Annotated in this window: 17 protein-coding genes; 6 read left to right on the forward strand and 11 right to left on the reverse strand. The window is 61.1% G+C overall.

The window, feature by feature from the left end:
* Positions 1-29: 29 nt before the first annotated feature.
* Both AAEZ05_RS21085 and AAEZ05_RS21090 read right to left on the reverse strand, forming a co-directional pair.
* Positions 30-827: an SDR family NAD(P)-dependent oxidoreductase gene (locus AAEZ05_RS21085; protein ID WP_045060395.1), complete on the reverse strand. Its 798-nt coding sequence runs from the start codon at positions 825-827 to the stop codon at positions 30-32.
* A 2-nt stretch (positions 828-829) separates the two neighbouring features.
* Positions 830-1,846, reverse strand: a complete 1,017-nt coding sequence (locus AAEZ05_RS21090; protein ID WP_045060394.1) for an aldo/keto reductase — start codon at positions 1,844-1,846, stop codon at positions 830-832.
* Positions 1,847-1,963: 117 nt separating this feature from the next.
* On the opposite strand from AAEZ05_RS21090, the gene AAEZ05_RS21095 reads away from it, so the two are divergent.
* Positions 1,964-2,848 carry a LysR substrate-binding domain-containing protein gene (locus AAEZ05_RS21095; protein WP_045060393.1) on the forward strand — a complete coding sequence of 295 codons (885 nt, stop codon included), beginning with the start codon at positions 1,964-1,966 and terminating at the stop codon, positions 2,846-2,848.
* 88 nt (positions 2,849-2,936) lie between these two features.
* On the opposite strand, the gene AAEZ05_RS21105 is transcribed toward AAEZ05_RS21095, so the two are convergent.
* Positions 2,937-3,530, reverse strand: coding sequence for a DinB family protein (locus AAEZ05_RS21105; RefSeq protein WP_045060392.1), 594 nt, complete (start codon positions 3,528-3,530; stop codon positions 2,937-2,939).
* A gap of 306 nt (positions 3,531-3,836) precedes the next feature.
* Between AAEZ05_RS21105 and AAEZ05_RS21110 the strand changes: the two genes are divergently transcribed.
* The gene (locus tag AAEZ05_RS21110; protein ID WP_045060428.1) at positions 3,837-4,154 is read left to right on the forward strand and encodes a DUF2388 domain-containing protein; all 318 of its coding nucleotides are present in this window, start codon (positions 3,837-3,839) and stop codon (positions 4,152-4,154) included.
* Positions 4,155-4,351: 197 nt separating this feature from the next.
* On the opposite strand, the gene AAEZ05_RS21115 is transcribed toward AAEZ05_RS21110, so the two are convergent.
* The 5 genes from AAEZ05_RS21115 to AAEZ05_RS21135 all read right to left on the reverse strand — a co-directional run bounded on the left by AAEZ05_RS21115 (position 4,352) and on the right by AAEZ05_RS21135 (position 7,371).
* The gene (locus AAEZ05_RS21115; protein ID WP_350648683.1) at positions 4,352-5,020 is read right to left on the reverse strand and encodes an HAD-IA family hydrolase; all 669 of its coding nucleotides are present in this window, start codon (positions 5,018-5,020) and stop codon (positions 4,352-4,354) included.
* Between the two features lie 51 nt (positions 5,021-5,071).
* Positions 5,072-5,482, reverse strand: a complete 411-nt coding sequence (locus AAEZ05_RS21120) for a response regulator (protein ID WP_205893355.1) — start codon at positions 5,480-5,482, stop codon at positions 5,072-5,074.
* A gap of 142 nt (positions 5,483-5,624) precedes the next feature.
* Positions 5,625-5,906 carry a pentapeptide MXKDX repeat protein gene (locus AAEZ05_RS21125; protein WP_045060390.1) on the reverse strand — a complete coding sequence of 94 codons (282 nt, stop codon included), beginning with the start codon at positions 5,904-5,906 and terminating at the stop codon, positions 5,625-5,627.
* Positions 5,907-5,977: 71 nt separating this feature from the next.
* The gene (locus AAEZ05_RS21130) at positions 5,978-6,763 is read right to left on the reverse strand and encodes a molybdopterin-dependent oxidoreductase (RefSeq protein WP_350648685.1); all 786 of its coding nucleotides are present in this window, start codon (positions 6,761-6,763) and stop codon (positions 5,978-5,980) included.
* Complete coding sequence (locus tag AAEZ05_RS21135; RefSeq protein ID WP_045060388.1) at positions 6,760-7,371, reverse strand: cytochrome b/b6 domain-containing protein; 612 nt, start codon at positions 7,369-7,371, stop codon at positions 6,760-6,762. The genes AAEZ05_RS21130 and AAEZ05_RS21135 overlap by 4 nt, the downstream gene beginning before the upstream one ends.
* Before the next feature lie 169 nt (positions 7,372-7,540).
* On the opposite strand from AAEZ05_RS21135, the gene AAEZ05_RS21140 reads away from it, so the two are divergent.
* Positions 7,541-8,476, forward strand: a complete 936-nt coding sequence (locus AAEZ05_RS21140) for a class I SAM-dependent methyltransferase (protein ID WP_045060387.1) — start codon at positions 7,541-7,543, stop codon at positions 8,474-8,476.
* 227 nt (positions 8,477-8,703) lie between these two features.
* Here AAEZ05_RS21140 and AAEZ05_RS21145 read toward each other — a convergent pair whose 3' ends face one another.
* Complete coding sequence (locus tag AAEZ05_RS21145) at positions 8,704-9,453, reverse strand: HvfC family RiPP maturation protein (protein ID WP_045060386.1); 750 nt, start codon at positions 9,451-9,453, stop codon at positions 8,704-8,706.
* Positions 9,446-10,285, reverse strand: coding sequence for an HvfB family MNIO-type RiPP peptide maturase (locus tag AAEZ05_RS21150; protein ID WP_350648688.1), 840 nt, complete (start codon positions 10,283-10,285; stop codon positions 9,446-9,448). The genes AAEZ05_RS21145 and AAEZ05_RS21150 overlap by 8 nt, the downstream gene beginning before the upstream one ends.
* A 444-nt stretch (positions 10,286-10,729) precedes the next feature.
* Between AAEZ05_RS21150 and AAEZ05_RS21155 the strand changes: the two genes are divergently transcribed.
* Positions 10,730-11,572 (forward strand): NAD-dependent protein deacetylase, encoded by an 843-nt coding sequence (locus AAEZ05_RS21155; RefSeq protein ID WP_350648690.1) that lies wholly within the window; start codon positions 10,730-10,732, stop codon positions 11,570-11,572.
* Positions 11,573-12,042: 470 nt separating this feature from the next.
* Here AAEZ05_RS21155 and AAEZ05_RS21160 read toward each other — a convergent pair whose 3' ends face one another.
* A complete protein-coding gene (locus AAEZ05_RS21160) occupies positions 12,043-12,939 on the reverse strand; it encodes a LysR family transcriptional regulator (protein WP_350648692.1) in 897 nt (298 codons plus the stop codon).
* Between the two features lie 348 nt (positions 12,940-13,287).
* Between AAEZ05_RS21160 and AAEZ05_RS21165 the strand changes: the two genes are divergently transcribed.
* Together AAEZ05_RS21165 and AAEZ05_RS21170 are read left to right on the forward strand one after the other, a co-directional pair.
* On the forward strand, positions 13,288-13,986 hold the full coding sequence (locus AAEZ05_RS21165) for a CoA transferase subunit A (RefSeq protein WP_045060543.1): 699 nt from the start codon (positions 13,288-13,290) through the stop codon (positions 13,984-13,986).
* Positions 13,987-14,023: 37 nt separating this feature from the next.
* Entirely contained in the window at positions 14,024-14,689 is a 666-nt protein-coding gene (locus AAEZ05_RS21170; RefSeq protein WP_045060542.1) for a CoA transferase subunit B, read from the forward strand.
* Positions 14,690-14,697 lie beyond the last annotated feature (8 nt).

A 14,697-nucleotide genomic window follows, 5' to 3' on the forward strand; every position in this document is an offset into this window, starting at 1 on the left:
TAGGTTCTCTCTCAAATCAATCAAAAAAATCAGATCGCCATGCTGTCCACAACACCGCCATCGACGCGCAAAGCAGCGCCGGTGGTGGCCGAAGACAATGGCGAAGCGATGTAAGCCACAAGATTGGCCACCTCCTCGACATCTGCCACGCGCTGGATAATCGAAGTCGGGCGCGCCTTGCGTACAAAGGCGTCAGCTTCCTCCCGGGCGCTGCGGCCGGATTCGGCGGTGGCATCCTTGAGCATCTGCTCCAGGCCGTCGGTGAACGTCGGGCCGGGCAAGATCGCGTTGACCGTCACACCGGTGCCCGCCAGCCGCTTGGCCAGGCCATGGGACACCGCGAGGTTAGCACTCTTGGTCACGCCGTAATTGATCATGTCGGCCGGCGTCGCCACCCCGGATTCCGAGGACAGGAAAATCACCCGGCCCCAGCCTTGCTTGACCATGTCCGGCACATAATGCCGGGACAGGCGCACGCCGGAAATCACGTTGACCTCATAAAAGCGCGTCCATTCACTGTCCGGCGCGTCGAAGAAATCCACCTCATTGAAGATCCCCAGGTTATTCACCAGGATGTCCGCCCGCGGCTCGGCAGCGAACAGCTGGGCTGCGCCTTCTGCGGTCCCAAGGTCCGCCGTCAGGCCCCGCACCTGCGCGCCCGGCACGCTCTGGCGAATGCTCTCAAGGGCCTGCTCGACCTTGGCCGTATCCCGGCCGATCACCACCACCGTCGCACCGGATTCGGCCAGCGCCTTGCTGATGCCCAGGCCAATACCGGCCGTACTGCCACTGACAATGGCCAGTTTTTCGCTCAGATCAATTTTCATCTTCAAGCTCCCATCGTTGGCAACGGCGCCCGCTCGGACACCAGTTTCGCTTCACGCATTGCCTGCCAGAACGCCGCAGGAATAACCGCCGACAGCGCCGCCACATCCTCGGCAATCCGCCCCGGCCGACTGGAACCTGGAATGACCGCCGCCACTGCCGGGTTAGCCAGGCTGAACTGCAACGCAGCAGCCTTGATGTCGACACCATGGGCCGCGGCAATGCGCTTGATCTGTTCGACCTTGCTGACGATCTGCGGGCTGGCCTTCTGGTACTCAAAATGTGCACCGCCCGCCAAGATCCCGGAACTGTAAGGGCCACCGACCACAATCTCGACATTCTGCGCCAGCGCCGACGCCATCAAGCGCTGCAGGGCCCGGTCGTGATCAAGCAAGGTATAGCGCCCCGCCAGCAGAAAACCATCCGGCTGCGCTTCGGTCAGGTCCAGAGTCAGCTCACAGGGCTCGACCTTGTTCACCCCCAGCCCCCAGCCTTTGATCACCCCTTCTTCACGCAGGCGTGTCAGCACCTTGAAGGCACCGGTGCGGGCCTGATTGAAGTATTCGAGCCATTGGTCCCCGTAGAAATCCTGGGCAATATCATGCACCCAGACGATGTCCAGGCGATCGGTTTGCAGGCGTTCGAGGCTGTCTTCAATTGAGCGCAGCGTCGCGTCGGCGCTGTAGTCATTGACGATTTTGTTGGGCCGGCCGTGTTCGAACACTCCGCTCTTCTCGCCCAGGTCCCGCGCCGCGGCATCCTCGACCTCATCGAGAATCACCCGCCCGACTTTGCTGCTCAACACATAGTCGTCGCGCTTGTACCCAGCCAGCGCCGCACCCAAGCGGATTTCCGCCAGGCCCGAGCCATAAAATGGCGCGGTGTCGAAATATCGCACGCCGGCATCCCAGGCTCCGTGCACGGTGGCCAGCGCCTCTTCCTCGGGAATGGCACGGAACATGTTGCCCAGCGGCGCGGTGCCAAAACCCAGGGCGCCGGGCAGTTTGTCTTTCAAGCTCATGATGCAAACCTCGTCGTATTCAGAGATCGGTCAATCGACCGTTGAGCAGATTCTGGATTGTGATGATCGGACCGTCCAAGACATAATGTGCAGCACTTGAGTCCCTGAGGGTCTGACATGATCGACATCCGCCAACTGCGTTACTTCGTCGCTGTCGCCGAAGAAGAGCACGTCGGCCGCGCCGCCGAGCGCCTGCACATTTCCCAGTCGCCCTTGAGCCGGCAGATCGCCCAGCTCGAAGAACGCCTGGGTCTGACCCTGTTCGAGCGCAGCCAGCAACGCATCCGCCTGACCCGCGACGGCCAGACCTTCCTTGCCGAAACCCGCGCCCTGCTGACCCATGCCAACCGCCTGGAATCCCTTGGCAAACGCCTGGGTCGCGGTGAGGAAGGCGGCCTGTGCATCGGCTACATCGAAAACGCCATGCACGCCGGGGTACTGCCCAATGCCTTGCGCGTGCTGCGGGCAGACCGGCCAGGCGTGCACGTCGCGCTGTACAACCTGAGCTGCGCCGAACAACTCGAAGGCCTGCGTCAGCGTAGTCTGGATATCGCCCTTGTCAGCGAACCGCCGACCGACGACGACCCCGACCTCCTCGGCTTTCAGGTCCTCGACGACCCGATGCTCCTGGCCCTGCCCGAGCACCATCCGCTGGCACGGCAAAGCACACTGGCCCCCGCAGACCTGGCCACCCAGGAGTGGATCGGGGTGCAACACCGGCAGAACTGCGCCAGTCGCGAAGACTTCGTCAGTGCCTGCATCCGCGCCGGCTTCACTCCGGACATCCGCATGGAAGCCACCGAACCCTTCACCGCCCTGGGGCTGGTCGCCTCAGGGCTGGGGATTGCGATGATTCAGAAAGGCTTGAGTCGAAATGCGCCACCAGGGGTGGTGTTACGGGAGGTACCGTGGATAGCGTTTACCACGCCGTTGTGGGTGGCCTGGCACCGGATCAACTTGCGGCCGTTGGTGGAAACGTTCAGGAAGGTGCTGACCGAGTAAAGTTTGATCGAAGGCAGCAGCCAGTTGCGTGCCGACGCTCCGCCCTTCGACATTGGGCTGACGCCGCTGTCGAGGGTGTGAAGCGGCGTCAACGATAACGGTCCGGCAAAACGTTGGTGGCGCTCGCGAATAGCCCGACACATGACGGCGCCGCCGCAGGTGCTTTCTGCGTCTTCAGCTGCGGATCATGTTCGCGCAGGAACACCGGCAGGTCCGTTACCGGTGGCATGGCCGGGATCTCGAAGTACATCTGCACCACCCAGCCACGGTGATAGCTGGCATGGTTGATCACGTGCATCAGCATCGCGCCCGCGCTCATGGTGCCGTTTTCGCCGGAAACGAATGCGAACTCGACCGGTTTGAGCAGCGAGGCATCGGTTTGACTGGCGCTCCAGTCGCAGTACCAGTGATCGATATCCTTCTGCGCCTGGCGCAGTTCCGGCAGGTCGGCGTGGAGCAGACCGTGTGAGGTTTTGAAACCGTGTCCGCGGCCCTCCAGGTGGGCTTGCCAGATACAGTCCACCACGTAGATGTGGTTCAAGGTGCCAATCATATTGTTGAACACCGAGACCCGTTGTTTATCGACTTCACCGGGTGGCAGCGCGGCGAGGCTGTCGAACAGGCGCAGGTCCGCCCAGCGCTTGTAATCGGCCAGCATGCAGGCAGTAGCTGTATTGATCATTGCAGTTCTCCCATTGCGATGGGCGCACTGCCAAGTTTAGACCCGCTGAGCCCCGCCAGCCTGGGCGCTGATCACCGGTACAGGTGACGATTTGGGGAAACAGACAGCTGCGGGCAATCTATCCGCGTTGCGGTATCACACGGCATGCCTGCCAGGGCCTGCATAGGTGCACAAGAGCCTTGAAATGGCGAGTGAGGATTGTTGTCTGAAATGATTATCTGCCGCTCAAGGAACTACTGAGCCCCGACACGCATCTTAAGGTATGTGGTAATTCACTTACGCTTCAAGCTGTCGGAGGACACCGTCATGCGCCGTCTTGTTCTGATCTCTTCACTGGTACTTTGCTTGCCGTTCGGTTCCGCCATGGCCAAAGTCGATGCCGGCGATGTCGCCACTTCGGCCGGGGTTTCAGCGTCGCTGTATTCCACGTTCAAGGATCACAAATTGATGATTCCAGCCAAGGATGATGCCTCAAGCTTCGTTGCCAGCGGCGGCGCCATTCGCGGGGTGTATTTGGAGTCGGTGATGCATCAGATTCGCCAGGACAATCCTGGCCTGAACGCCAGCGATGAAGACCTGGCCCGGGCCATCCTGATCAATGATGGTGCTGCGTCGGGGCAGTAAGCCAACCCGACACGTCCTGCGGCGTCCCTGTAGGAGCTGCCGCAGGCTGCGATCTTTTGATTTTTCGTAATTGCTGAAGATCAAAAGATCGCAGCCTGCGGCAGCTCCTACGGACGGAGTTGTTATCGCAGTCTGCGGCAGCTCCTAAGGACGCAGTTGTATCGCAGCCTTCGGTAGCTCCTACGGGCGGAGTTGTTTTAGAGCTGTTGCAAGGTCAGTTGCCCGTCTGCACACAACACAACACCCACCCGTTCATAGCTTTCCAGCGTCGCGTGGGGCGTATCCATCGGGTGCGGATGCGTCGAGGTGATCACCAGCAGATCAGCGCCGGACGTCTCAGCCGCCTGGATGCCCACACTGGCATCTTCAAAAATCAGGCACTCGCCAATCTCTACCCCCAACCGCTCGGCCGCCAGTTTGTAACCGGCAGGATCAGGCTTGCCCGCGCTGACATCCTCGGCGGTGATCATCACGGCGGGCGCCGGGACACCGGCCGCTGCCATCCGCCGCAAAGCCAATGCCTTGGGCGCCGAAGTTACTATCGCCCACTGCCTGGCCGGTAGCGACTGCAAGAACCGCGCGGCCCCCGACACCTCGACAATGCCCTCTACGTCCTCGATCTCGGCCTGGGTAACCCAGGCTGCTTCTGCCTGTGCATCAATCCCCGGCAAACCTTGACGGTTAACCGTGTCGATGGCACGGGCGCCATGAATGGTGGGCAGGAACGACGCGACATCGATGCCGTGGCGCAGGGCCCAGGTAGTCCAGATTCGCTCGGCGGCAGCAATGGAGTTGAGAACGGTGCCATCCATGTCGAAGAGAAAGGCGCGGTAAGCGCGATTGAAAACAGCGTCGTCAGCAGGCAAAAGCAGACTTCCTATCCAGATAACGGGCGGGGTTTCACCCAATGTACAGGATCAACGTTGCACCGGGGCTTTCTTCAGCGCCCCTTCAACGCAATCGAGCAATTGCCCGAGCGCCCAAGGTTTCTTGATGAAAGAAACATCGTGCCGAACCCCGGAAGTCTCCGGCGTTTCGAACCCTGACATGATCATGATCGGCTTGTCCGGCCAGCGATCGCCGAACTGATTCGCCAGGTCGGCACCGTTGAGTTTGCCGGGCATGGTGATATCGGTCAGCAACAAACTGACCTTGTCGGAGTGCTGCTCCAGATAGACCGCTGCCGCGTCCGCACTGACCTGGGGTTCAACGGTAAAACCTTCGTCCTGAAGAATTTCGCAGAGAAACTCCAGGATCAACGGATCATCCTCCACTACAAGAATCAACCCGTCGGGAAGGTGATCGCTTGCCGTTGTGACTGGACTCATGACGGTGCCACTCCCTGATTGCTCAAAAATTTCGCGGGCTCAAATCCGCTGCTTACAGGTATGAGCAGCGGACTCGGCGGAAATTCATTTTTGATACAGGCAGTCGACGAAATCAGGCGTCCAGCCGTTCACGAAGCGTAGATCACTTGGCCATGTCGTCCTTTTTCATGGCGTCTTTGGACATTGCGTCCTTTTTCATCCCGTCTTTGGACATGCTGTCCTTTTTCATCCCGTCCTTGGACATGCTGTCCTGCTTCATGGCGTCCTTGCTCATGCTGTCTTTGTTCATCGAGTCTTTTTTCATCGCGTCCTTGGACATCGAGTCCTTGCTCATACCGTCCGGACTCATGGTATCGGCGGCAAACACGCTGGCGGCCCCTGCTGCGAGGCACATGGACAGGGCAATGCTGGTCAGTTTTTTCATGATGAATCTCCTGGAGCTGAGGTGCGAATGTGCGCAACACGGGCTGCGCGGATGAACCTGGCGGGTGTCCGTCAGCTGCCACCGAACCAGTTGTAACCCTGGTCTTCCCAGTAGCCGCCGGTGTAGGTGTTACTGACGAAAATCGCCTGGATATGCTTGGGATTTTTGTAGCCCAGCTTGGTGGGCATGCGCAGCTTCATCGGGAAGCCGTACTCACGCGGCAGCACCGCGCCGTCGTAGGTCAGCGCCAGCAGGGTTTGCGGGTGCAGCGCGGTGGCCATGTCGATGCTGGTGTAGTAATCGTCCGCGCATTTGAAGCCCACGTATCTGGCGTGCGTATCGGCGCCGATACGCCTGAGGAAATCGCTGAAAGGCACCCCGCCCCAGCGACCTATCGCGCTCCAGCCTTCGACGCAAATGTGCCGGGTGATCTGTTCGGCCTGGGCCATGGCGCGCAGTTCCTCCAGACGCCAGCTGCGTTTGTCGGCGACCAGGCCGGTGACTTCCAGTCGGAAACTGTCGGCCTCGACGGTCGGCGCTTCGTCGATACCGTAGAAGGCATTGAACGGAAATGGCCGGGTGATCATCGACGCCGGATAGGTGGGCGCCAGTGCATTGGGGTTGAACAGCCAGCCCTGCACCCGATCGTTGAAGCGCGACATCGAAGACAACGCGCTCTCGACGCTGTCGTTGCCGGTCAGGTTGCAACCGGACAACATCGCCACCCCGCCGAGGGTCAGGCCACGCAACAGAAACGAGCGGCGCGAGCGGTCTTCGATTTGCGGGGCGATGATTTTGCGAGCGTCGGCGAGAATGGACGCTTCATCCAGCCCGGGTCCTTGAATGCGCTTTTTCATAAGGGTTCCTTGTGACCGAACAGCATGGCAACCAGGGTTTTGGGGACCAGCGCGACCATCACCAAGTGCACCGCGACAAACCCCAGCAACAGCGCCATGGCAATAAAGTGAACGTGCCGCGCCGCTTCGTAGCCCCCCAGCAGCTCGCGCAACAAAGGGAACTGCACGGACTTCCACAGCACCAGTCCGGAGACCACCAGCAGCGCGATGTCGAGCATTACAAACAGGTAGGCAAGGCGCTGCACCTGGTTGTACTGGCGCAGGTCCGCATGCCCCAACTTGCCCCGCAGCGCGGCCAGCAGGTCGTGCCCGACACCTTTGGGCGACAGGGGGAAAAACCGTCGCGACAGGCGCCCACTGATGAGGTTGACCAATAAATAAATGACGCCATTGACGACCAGAAACCACATCGCCGCGAAATGCCATTGCAGCGCCCCGCCGAGCCAGCCACCCAGGGTGATCGACGGGGGAAAACTGAAATCGTAGAGCGGCGAGGCGTTGTAGATGCGCCAGCCGCTGGTGACCATCACCAACACCGCCAAGGCATTGAGCCAGTGAGTCAGTCGTAACCAGCGCGGATGCGTGCTGACCGTGGGTTGCTGCAACATGGTGGCTCTCCCGGCGACTGGTGTTCGATGGAACCGAGTATGTGGGCCATCAGATCGCCAAATCCTCACGAAAAGTTAAATTAAACGTGATAACTCCCGACACCCGGAAAGCAGGCGCTAGCCCAAGTTGTGGTTAAATGCCGCCCCCTCAAATGACCGAACCAGGCCGATGAATCCAGAAGCGCTCGCCCTCCTCCACGCCCATCTGCTGACCGCCCTGGCAGACGCCCCCGCCGAAACCCGCCGGCTGTTCCATGGCCGCGGGCGTTGCTGGCCGGGCCTGGAACAGGTGACAGTCGACTGGTTGCAAGGGGTGGTGCTGGTGTCGCTGTTCAAGGAACCGCAGGCGGCGCAATTGGAGGCGCTGAAGGCAGACCTGTTGCGGCTGGCCGCTTCGCCTGCCTGGGTGGCCTGCGGCGCACATACGCTCGCGTTGCAGCACCGCTACCTGCCGCAAAGCACCACCGAATGGCTGGTGGGGGACGCCCTCGATGACATGACCATCACCGAGGGCGGCCTGCGCTATCGGGTGGACCTGGGCCGCAAGCAGAACAACGGCCTGTTCCTCGATATGCGCTACGGGCGCGACTGGGTGCGGGCCAATGCGCAGGGCAAGCGCGTGCTCAATCTGTTTGCCTACACTTGCGGCTTTTCCGTGACAGCAATCGAAGGCGGCGCCGAGCATGTGGTCAACCTGGACATGTCAAGCGCGGCCCTGAGCCGCGGTCGCGACAATCACCGGCTCAACGGGCACGACCTGGGCAAGGTGACGTTCCTGGGGCACGACCTGTTCAAGTCCTGGGGCAAGGTAATCGGCAAGGGGCCCTATGACCTGGTGATCATCGACCCGCCGTCCTTCCAGAAAGGCAGCTTCCTGCTGACCAAGGATTACCAGCGAGTCTTGCGCCGGCTCCCGGAGCTGCTGGGCTCCGAGGGCACGGTGCTGGCCTGCATGAACGACCCGGCATTCGGTGCAGATTTCCTCATCGAAGGCGTCACCCGGGAAGCGCCGAGCCTGCGGTTCGAGCGGCGACTGGAAAACCCGCCGGAGTTTCCAGACGCTGATATCGAGTGTGGGTTGAAGGCGCTCGTGTTCCGGCTATAGGACCATCGACCCCGCGTCGTGCACGTATTCCGCGCCCGGCGAAGATCCCCTGTGGGAGCGAGCCTGCTCGCGTTCGATCGTGGTGTGCCTGGCCTCCGACTCCGCCTAAGACAACGGCCATGCGGTGCCGGGACTGGACGCACACACGCTGCTCAAAGCCCTGGGTCAGGCCGGCTGGCCGGGCGCTGCGACCCGCTCCCGGTAAGTGCTCGGCCCGGGAATCACACTCACCGGGCCACTCCTCCCACCACGCCCTCCCCGTGCAACTGCTGCAACAAGGCCAGGCCGCTCGCCACGAAAGCGGGCACGTCTTCAGCACCGGCCTCCTGTGCAAGGGCTTGCAACTGGGCCTGGCCATTGAGTGCGGGAAACTCGTTTATGCGCTGCAACAGGCGCCAGGCCAATGGGCTCAGTTCGGAAAACTTCACGCTCCAGTCTTCGCCGCGACGCACCAGCAGCAACGTAGGCTGGGCCGGCGGCATTGACGGCTGGAAATCCGGCCCGACCTGCTGGACCGGCCAGGCATACGCCAATGGCCAGGCGAGCGGCGAAACGCGCAGCGGGCGATCCAGTAAGCTTGCGCCAGTGCTGACAGGCAGGGGTTCGGCGTCGGACTGTTGCAACGCCATCTCGACCCATTCGTAATGTGCCAGTTCGACCATGAACCCGGGCCAGTCGCCTTGGGGGACAGTCGCCACAAAGCCCACGAACTCCTCGGCGATTTCGCCGAATTTCGGCGTGCGCGCGCGATGGTCACGCAGAAAACTGCGCACCAGCAGGCGCCAGCGCGCCTCGCCGAGGATCCTGATCAACACAGGGAAAGTAGCGCTGAGCAATTGCGACAGATTGGCAAAGATCAGGTCGCGGTAAACCTGGGCCCTTGCCGCGTCCATGTGGCCGGGCGGCGCGCAATGGTCGGGGTCGCGCAGGTAGCGGCCAAAGGTAATCTGCTCCTGAAACAGGCCGGGCTTATCCACGATTCACTCCTGCGGCCTGCAGACGGCGGATGGTTTGCAGTTCGGCGACCAACTCGGCAAATACCGGGAAATTGAAGTCCCGTTCCAGCAGCGTCGGTTGCGCACAGAACCGCGCATAGGCCTGCGCCAGCAACGACCAGACCGCAGGCTTCACCGAAGCCCCGTGGGTGTCGATCTTCAAGGTGTCCGACTCGTCGAAATGTCCGGCCACGTGCATGCCCACCACCCGCCCCGGGTCGATGCCGAGCAGGAACGCCTGCGGATCAAAACCATGATTGATCGAGTTGACGTACACATTGTTGACGTCCAGCAGCAGGTCGCAGTCAGCTTCACGCAGCACCGCATTGGTGAACGTGACTTCGTCCATGTCCTGGCGCGGCGCCGCGTAATAGGACACGTTTTCCACCGCCAGGCGCCGCCCCAGGATGTCCTGGGCCTGGCGAATCCGCGCGGCCACGTGGTGCACTGCTTCTTCGGTGAACGGCAAGGGCAGCAGGTCGTAGAGGTGGCCGTCATCACTGCAGTAGCTCAGGTGTTCGCTGTACAGCGGCACATTGTAGAGCTCGAGAAAAACCCGGACCTCGCGCACAAATGCGACGTCCAGCGGTGCCGGCCCACCCAGGGACAACGATAAGCCATGACACGACAGCGCAAACTTTTCCGCCAGGGCGCGCAACGCCGCACCCTGTGCGCCCCCCACGCCGATCCAGTTTTCCGGGGCGAGCTCGAGAAAGTCGAAATCCCCTGCCGGGGCAGCCTGCAAGTCCTTCATCAGGACTCGACGCAGGCCGAGGCCGACGCGGTTTTTTGCTGGGGGCTTGGGACTGTGCATGCAGTTGATTCCGGGGTGGTGGAAACGGATGTCCAGTTAAGCGTCGGCATGTATCGGGCCTGTGTTCGGTGGGGGCCGGGAGTGTGGGCATTTGTATCGCCAGGCGGGCTGGATACACTCCAATACACGCAACACCCGAGTCCCCCTGTGGGAGCGGGCTTGCTCCAGTTAGCACTTTCGTCGTTTGGAAACGCGCCTTAGATCCTGCGAACTAAACTTAATGCACACAGGACACCCCTGGCGTCCTGTTCATTCCGTTCAACCTGATACTGGAGGCGCGCAAATAACACGCCGGTGGGGTCCGCGCAGGAGCAGCCGAAGGTTCGGCCCGCGATCGGACGATCTCTTGACCTTGATCTTTAACAATCAAAATCAAAAGATCGTCCGATCGCGGCCCGAACCTCCGGCAGCTCCTACAATGGGAAGATCTCTGGAGTGTTGAACATGCTAGATGGCCGAATCCGCGAACAACTCGATCAGCTCCGACACCTGATGACCGAACAACCCTTCGTGGTACTGACCGGAGCCGGTATCAGCACGCCCTCGGGCATCCCCGATTACCGGGACAACCAGGGCGTGCGCCGTGGTCGGCAGCCGATGATGTACCAGGAGTTCCTCTCGGCTGCCGAATCCCGCCGCCGCTACTGGGCGCGGGCGATGCTGGGCTGGCCGCGCGTGCGCCTGGCCCAGCCAAACGTGGCGCACGAGGCGCTGGCCGATTTGCAATGCAGCCAGCGGATCAGCGCGCTGATCACTCAGAATGTCGACTCCCTGCACGATCAGGCCGGCAGCCATGACGTTATCGAACTGCATGGCAGCTTGCAGCGGGTACTGTGCCTGGATTGCGGGGAGCGCAGCGAGCGCGACTCGATCCAGGAACAGATGGAACAGCACAATCCTTACCTGGCAGGTGTGGATGCAGTGCAGGCGCCGGATGGCGACACCCTGCTCGACCCTGCTTTCGAAGCGCGCTTCCAGGTGCCGCGTTGCCCGCATTGTGCGGGTGAGCGGATGAAACCCGACGTGGTGTTCTTTGGCGAGAACGTCGCACAGGGAACGGCCGCCAGGGCCATGGCGACGGTTGAGAAAGCCGCTGGATTACTGGTGGTGGGGTCGTCGTTGATGGCGTATTCGGCGTTTCGCTTGTGCCGGGCAGTGGTGGATCAGGGCAAACCGTTGATTGCGATCAATCTGGGCAAGACGCGGGCCGATGAGCTGCTAGGCCTGAAGATCGAAGCGTCGTGCGAACAGCTGCTGCCGTTGCTGGCGCAACACCTGTCCACCTGATTTTCCGGGGACCCGGTGAGGCTTGCCCGCGATGGCGTCTGCACATTCGTAATTGGTGTGACAGGGAGATTGCCATCGCGGGCAAGTCGAATCGTCGCACCGCCGCTCCCACAGGTATTGGTGGTGGACGCAGCATTTGTGTTCGGCGCAGACCACTGTGGGAGCAAGCCTGCTGGCGATGGCGTCTGCGGATTCGACATTGATGTGGCAGGGAGATTGCCATCGCGGGCAAGTCGAATCGTCGCACCGCCGCTCCCACAGGGTTTTTGTGGTGGGCGCAGCACTTGTGTTCGGCGCAGATCACTGTGGGAGCCGGGCTTGCCCGCTCCCACAGGTATCGGTGGTGGGCGCAGCATTTGTGTACGGCAGATATCTCTGTGGGAGCCGGGCTTGCCCGCGATGGCGTCTGCAGATTCGATATTGATGTGGCAGGGGGAAGACAGTTGCTCCCACCCTGGACGCTCTTCAGTTCATGAACATTGTTGACCCGCGTTTTCTTGCTTCAGCACATCAAACAACGCCTGCGCCGCCGCCGACAACTCCACCCCAGGCTTGGTCAACACCCCGATCGCCCGCTCAATCACCGGGTCATGCAGGGTCAGGCAATGCGCACCCAGTTCGCGCATCTGCCCGGCGCACAATGCCGGGACCGCGCTGACGCCCAGCCCGCTTGCGACCATACGCCCCACCGTTGCCAGCTGATGGCTTTCAAACTCCACCGGCAATTTCATACCACGCGCCTGAAGGTGCTCCTCGAGCATCACCCGTACGGTGGACGGGCGCTGCAGGGTGATGAACGGTTCCTGCAGCAGGGTCTTCCAGGCGATATCGTCAAGCCGGGCCAGCGGTGAATCCAGGGGCACCACCGCGACGAAGCGATCCATGTACAGCGGTGTGAAGGCCAGCGACGAGCTGGTGGTTGGCTCAAACGCCACACCCAGCTCGACCTGTCGATCCCGCACCATTTCCAGCACCTGCTCGTTGATCACGTCATTTACCGTGACATTGACCTTGGGGTAACGCGCACGAAATGTCTTGAGGATCGGTGGCAACAGGTTGCCGGCAAACGAGGGCATCGCGGCCAGCGTGACTCGCCCGCGTTGCAGGGTGAAGCGCTGGCGCAAATCGTCCTCGGCGTTGTCCCAGTCGGCGATCAGGCGCCGCGCCAGGGGCACCAGAGCCTCACCTTCGGCGGTCAGTGCGACGTTGCGGGTGTTGCGCGCAAACAAGCGCCCACCCAGGCCTTCTTCCAGCGCCTTGATGGTCAGGCTCAGCGCTGATTGCGACAGGTGCAGGCGCTCGCAGGCCACGGCGAAACTCAGACTCTGGGCGACGGCGAGGAAGGCGCGGATCTGTTTGACGGTCATGTCGCTTGGCTCCTGGAATCTCGAGACTGTGAGCTGCAAGCTTGTGGGTGCATGGCCTGCGTGCAATGGCGCCCTCGGAATGACTATCGCGAGCAAGCTTTGCTCCCACAGCGCAGAGTGGCCTTGGTCAGTGTGGGTGCCTGGCCTGCCTGCGATGGCGCCCTTGGAATGGCTATCGCGAGCAAGTTTTGCTCCCTCAGTGCAGAGTGGCCTTGGCAAATGGAAAACTCTATTAGTGAGTTTTATCTATTAATACTTGCTAAAAATCAACTTAACAAATCAATCTTGCGGCGAGACACTTCAGTCATTCGGCTAGCCAGCCGCCCATAAAGAATAAAAGAGGTGCATATGGCAGGTTTCGACAAGCGTGTGAGTTCCTACGAGGAAGCGCTGGCAGGTCTCGAAGACGGCATGACCGTCATCGCCGGCGGCTTCGGTCTGTGCGGGATTCCGGAAAACCTGATCGCCGAGATCAAGCGCAAAGGCACACGCGACCTCACTGTGGTGTCCAACAACTGTGGCGTCGACGGCTTTGGCCTGGGCGTGCTGCTGGAAGACCGGCAGATCAGCAAAGTAGTGGCCTCGTACGTCGGTGAGAACAAACTGTTCGAAGACCAACTGCTCAAAGGCGAAATCGAAGTCGTCCTGACGCCCCAGGGTACCCTCGCGGAAAAAATGCGCGCTGGCGGCGCTGGCATTCCAGCCTTTTTTACCGCCACCGGCGTCGGCACACCGGTTGCCGACGGCAAGGAAGTGCGCGAATTCCACGGTCGCCAGTACCTGATGGAAGAGTCCATTACCGGTGACTTCGCCATCGTCAAAGGCTGGAAAGCCGACCACTTCGGCAACGTGATCTATCGCCACACCGCGCAGAACTTCAACCCGCTGGCGGCCACTGCCGGCAAGATCACCGTGGTCGAAGTCGAAGAAATCGTCGAGCCCGGCGAGCTGGACCCGGCGCAGATCCATACCCCTGGCATCTACGTCGACCGGGTCATTTGCGGCACGTTCGAGAAGCGCATAGAACAGCGCACCGTGCGTAAGTGATCACCTGCCCCCGGCCCGAATTGAAGGAATAACAACAATGGCACTTTCCCGCGAACAAATGGCTCAACGCGTCGCCCGCGAAATGCAGGACGGCTTTTACGTGAACTTGGGCATCGGCATCCCGACCCTGGTCGCCAACTACATCCCCGAAGGCATGGAAGTCATGCTGCAGTCGGAAAACGGCCTGCTCGGCATGGGTCCGTTCCCGACCGAAGAAACCATCGATGCCGACATGATCAACGCTGGCAAGCAAACCGTGACCGCGCGCATCGGCGCGTCGATCTTTTCCTCGGCCGAGTCCTTCGCGATGATTCGCGGTGGGCATGTCGACCTGACCGTGCTGGGTGCCTTCGAAGTCGACGTGCAAGGCAACATCGCCTCGTGGATGATCCCCGGCAAGCTGGTCAAGGGCATGGGCGGCGCCATGGATCTGGTGGCCGGTGCAGACAACATCATCGTCATCATGACCCACGCCTCGAAGGACGGTGAGTCCAAGCTCCTGGCAAAATGCAGTCTGCCGCTGACCGGCGCCGGTTGCATCAAGCGCGTGCTGACCGACCTGGCTTATCTTGAAATCGAAAACGGCGCGTTCATTCTCAAGGAGCGCGCACCGGGTGTCAGCGTCGAGGAAATCGTCGCCAAGACCGCGGGTAAACTGATCGTGCCTGATCACGTTCCGGAAATGCAGTTCGCTGCGCAGTGAGGAATAAT

The organism is Pseudomonas sp. HY13-MNA-CIBAN-0226 (assembly GCF_040310305.1).
GTDB lineage: Bacteria > Pseudomonadota > Gammaproteobacteria > Pseudomonadales > Pseudomonadaceae > Aquipseudomonas > Aquipseudomonas gregormendelii.

Excerpts from the sequence above, each read along its gene's own strand:
- AAEZ05_RS21085 (WP_045060395.1), bottom strand. The coding sequence starts at position 827 with ATGAAAATTGATCTGAGCGAAAAACTGGCCATTGTCAGTGGCAGTACG.
- AAEZ05_RS21090 (WP_045060394.1), bottom strand. The coding sequence starts at position 1,846 with ATGAGCTTGAAAGACAAACTGCCCGGCGCCCTGGGTTTTGGCACCGCG.
- AAEZ05_RS21095 (WP_045060393.1), top strand. The coding sequence starts at position 1,964 with ATGATCGACATCCGCCAACTGCGTTACTTCGTCGCTGTCGCCGAAGAA.
- AAEZ05_RS21105 (WP_045060392.1), bottom strand. The coding sequence starts at position 3,530 with ATGATCAATACAGCTACTGCCTGCATGCTGGCCGATTACAAGCGCTGG.
- AAEZ05_RS21110 (WP_045060428.1), top strand. The coding sequence starts at position 3,837 with ATGCGCCGTCTTGTTCTGATCTCTTCACTGGTACTTTGCTTGCCGTTC.
- AAEZ05_RS21120 (WP_205893355.1), bottom strand. The coding sequence starts at position 5,482 with ATGAGTCCAGTCACAACGGCAAGCGATCACCTTCCCGACGGGTTGATT.
- AAEZ05_RS21125 (WP_045060390.1), bottom strand. The coding sequence starts at position 5,906 with ATGAAAAAACTGACCAGCATTGCCCTGTCCATGTGCCTCGCAGCAGGG.
- AAEZ05_RS21130 (WP_350648685.1), bottom strand. The coding sequence starts at position 6,763 with ATGAAAAAGCGCATTCAAGGACCCGGGCTGGATGAAGCGTCCATTCTC.
- AAEZ05_RS21135 (WP_045060388.1), bottom strand. The coding sequence starts at position 7,371 with ATGTTGCAGCAACCCACGGTCAGCACGCATCCGCGCTGGTTACGACTG.
- AAEZ05_RS21140 (WP_045060387.1), top strand. The coding sequence starts at position 7,541 with ATGAATCCAGAAGCGCTCGCCCTCCTCCACGCCCATCTGCTGACCGCC.
- AAEZ05_RS21150 (WP_350648688.1), bottom strand. The coding sequence starts at position 10,285 with ATGCACAGTCCCAAGCCCCCAGCAAAAAACCGCGTCGGCCTCGGCCTG.
- AAEZ05_RS21155 (WP_350648690.1), top strand. The coding sequence starts at position 10,730 with ATGCTAGATGGCCGAATCCGCGAACAACTCGATCAGCTCCGACACCTG.
- AAEZ05_RS21160 (WP_350648692.1), bottom strand. The coding sequence starts at position 12,939 with ATGACCGTCAAACAGATCCGCGCCTTCCTCGCCGTCGCCCAGAGTCTG.
- AAEZ05_RS21165 (WP_045060543.1), top strand. The coding sequence starts at position 13,288 with ATGGCAGGTTTCGACAAGCGTGTGAGTTCCTACGAGGAAGCGCTGGCA.
- AAEZ05_RS21170 (WP_045060542.1), top strand. The coding sequence starts at position 14,024 with ATGGCACTTTCCCGCGAACAAATGGCTCAACGCGTCGCCCGCGAAATG.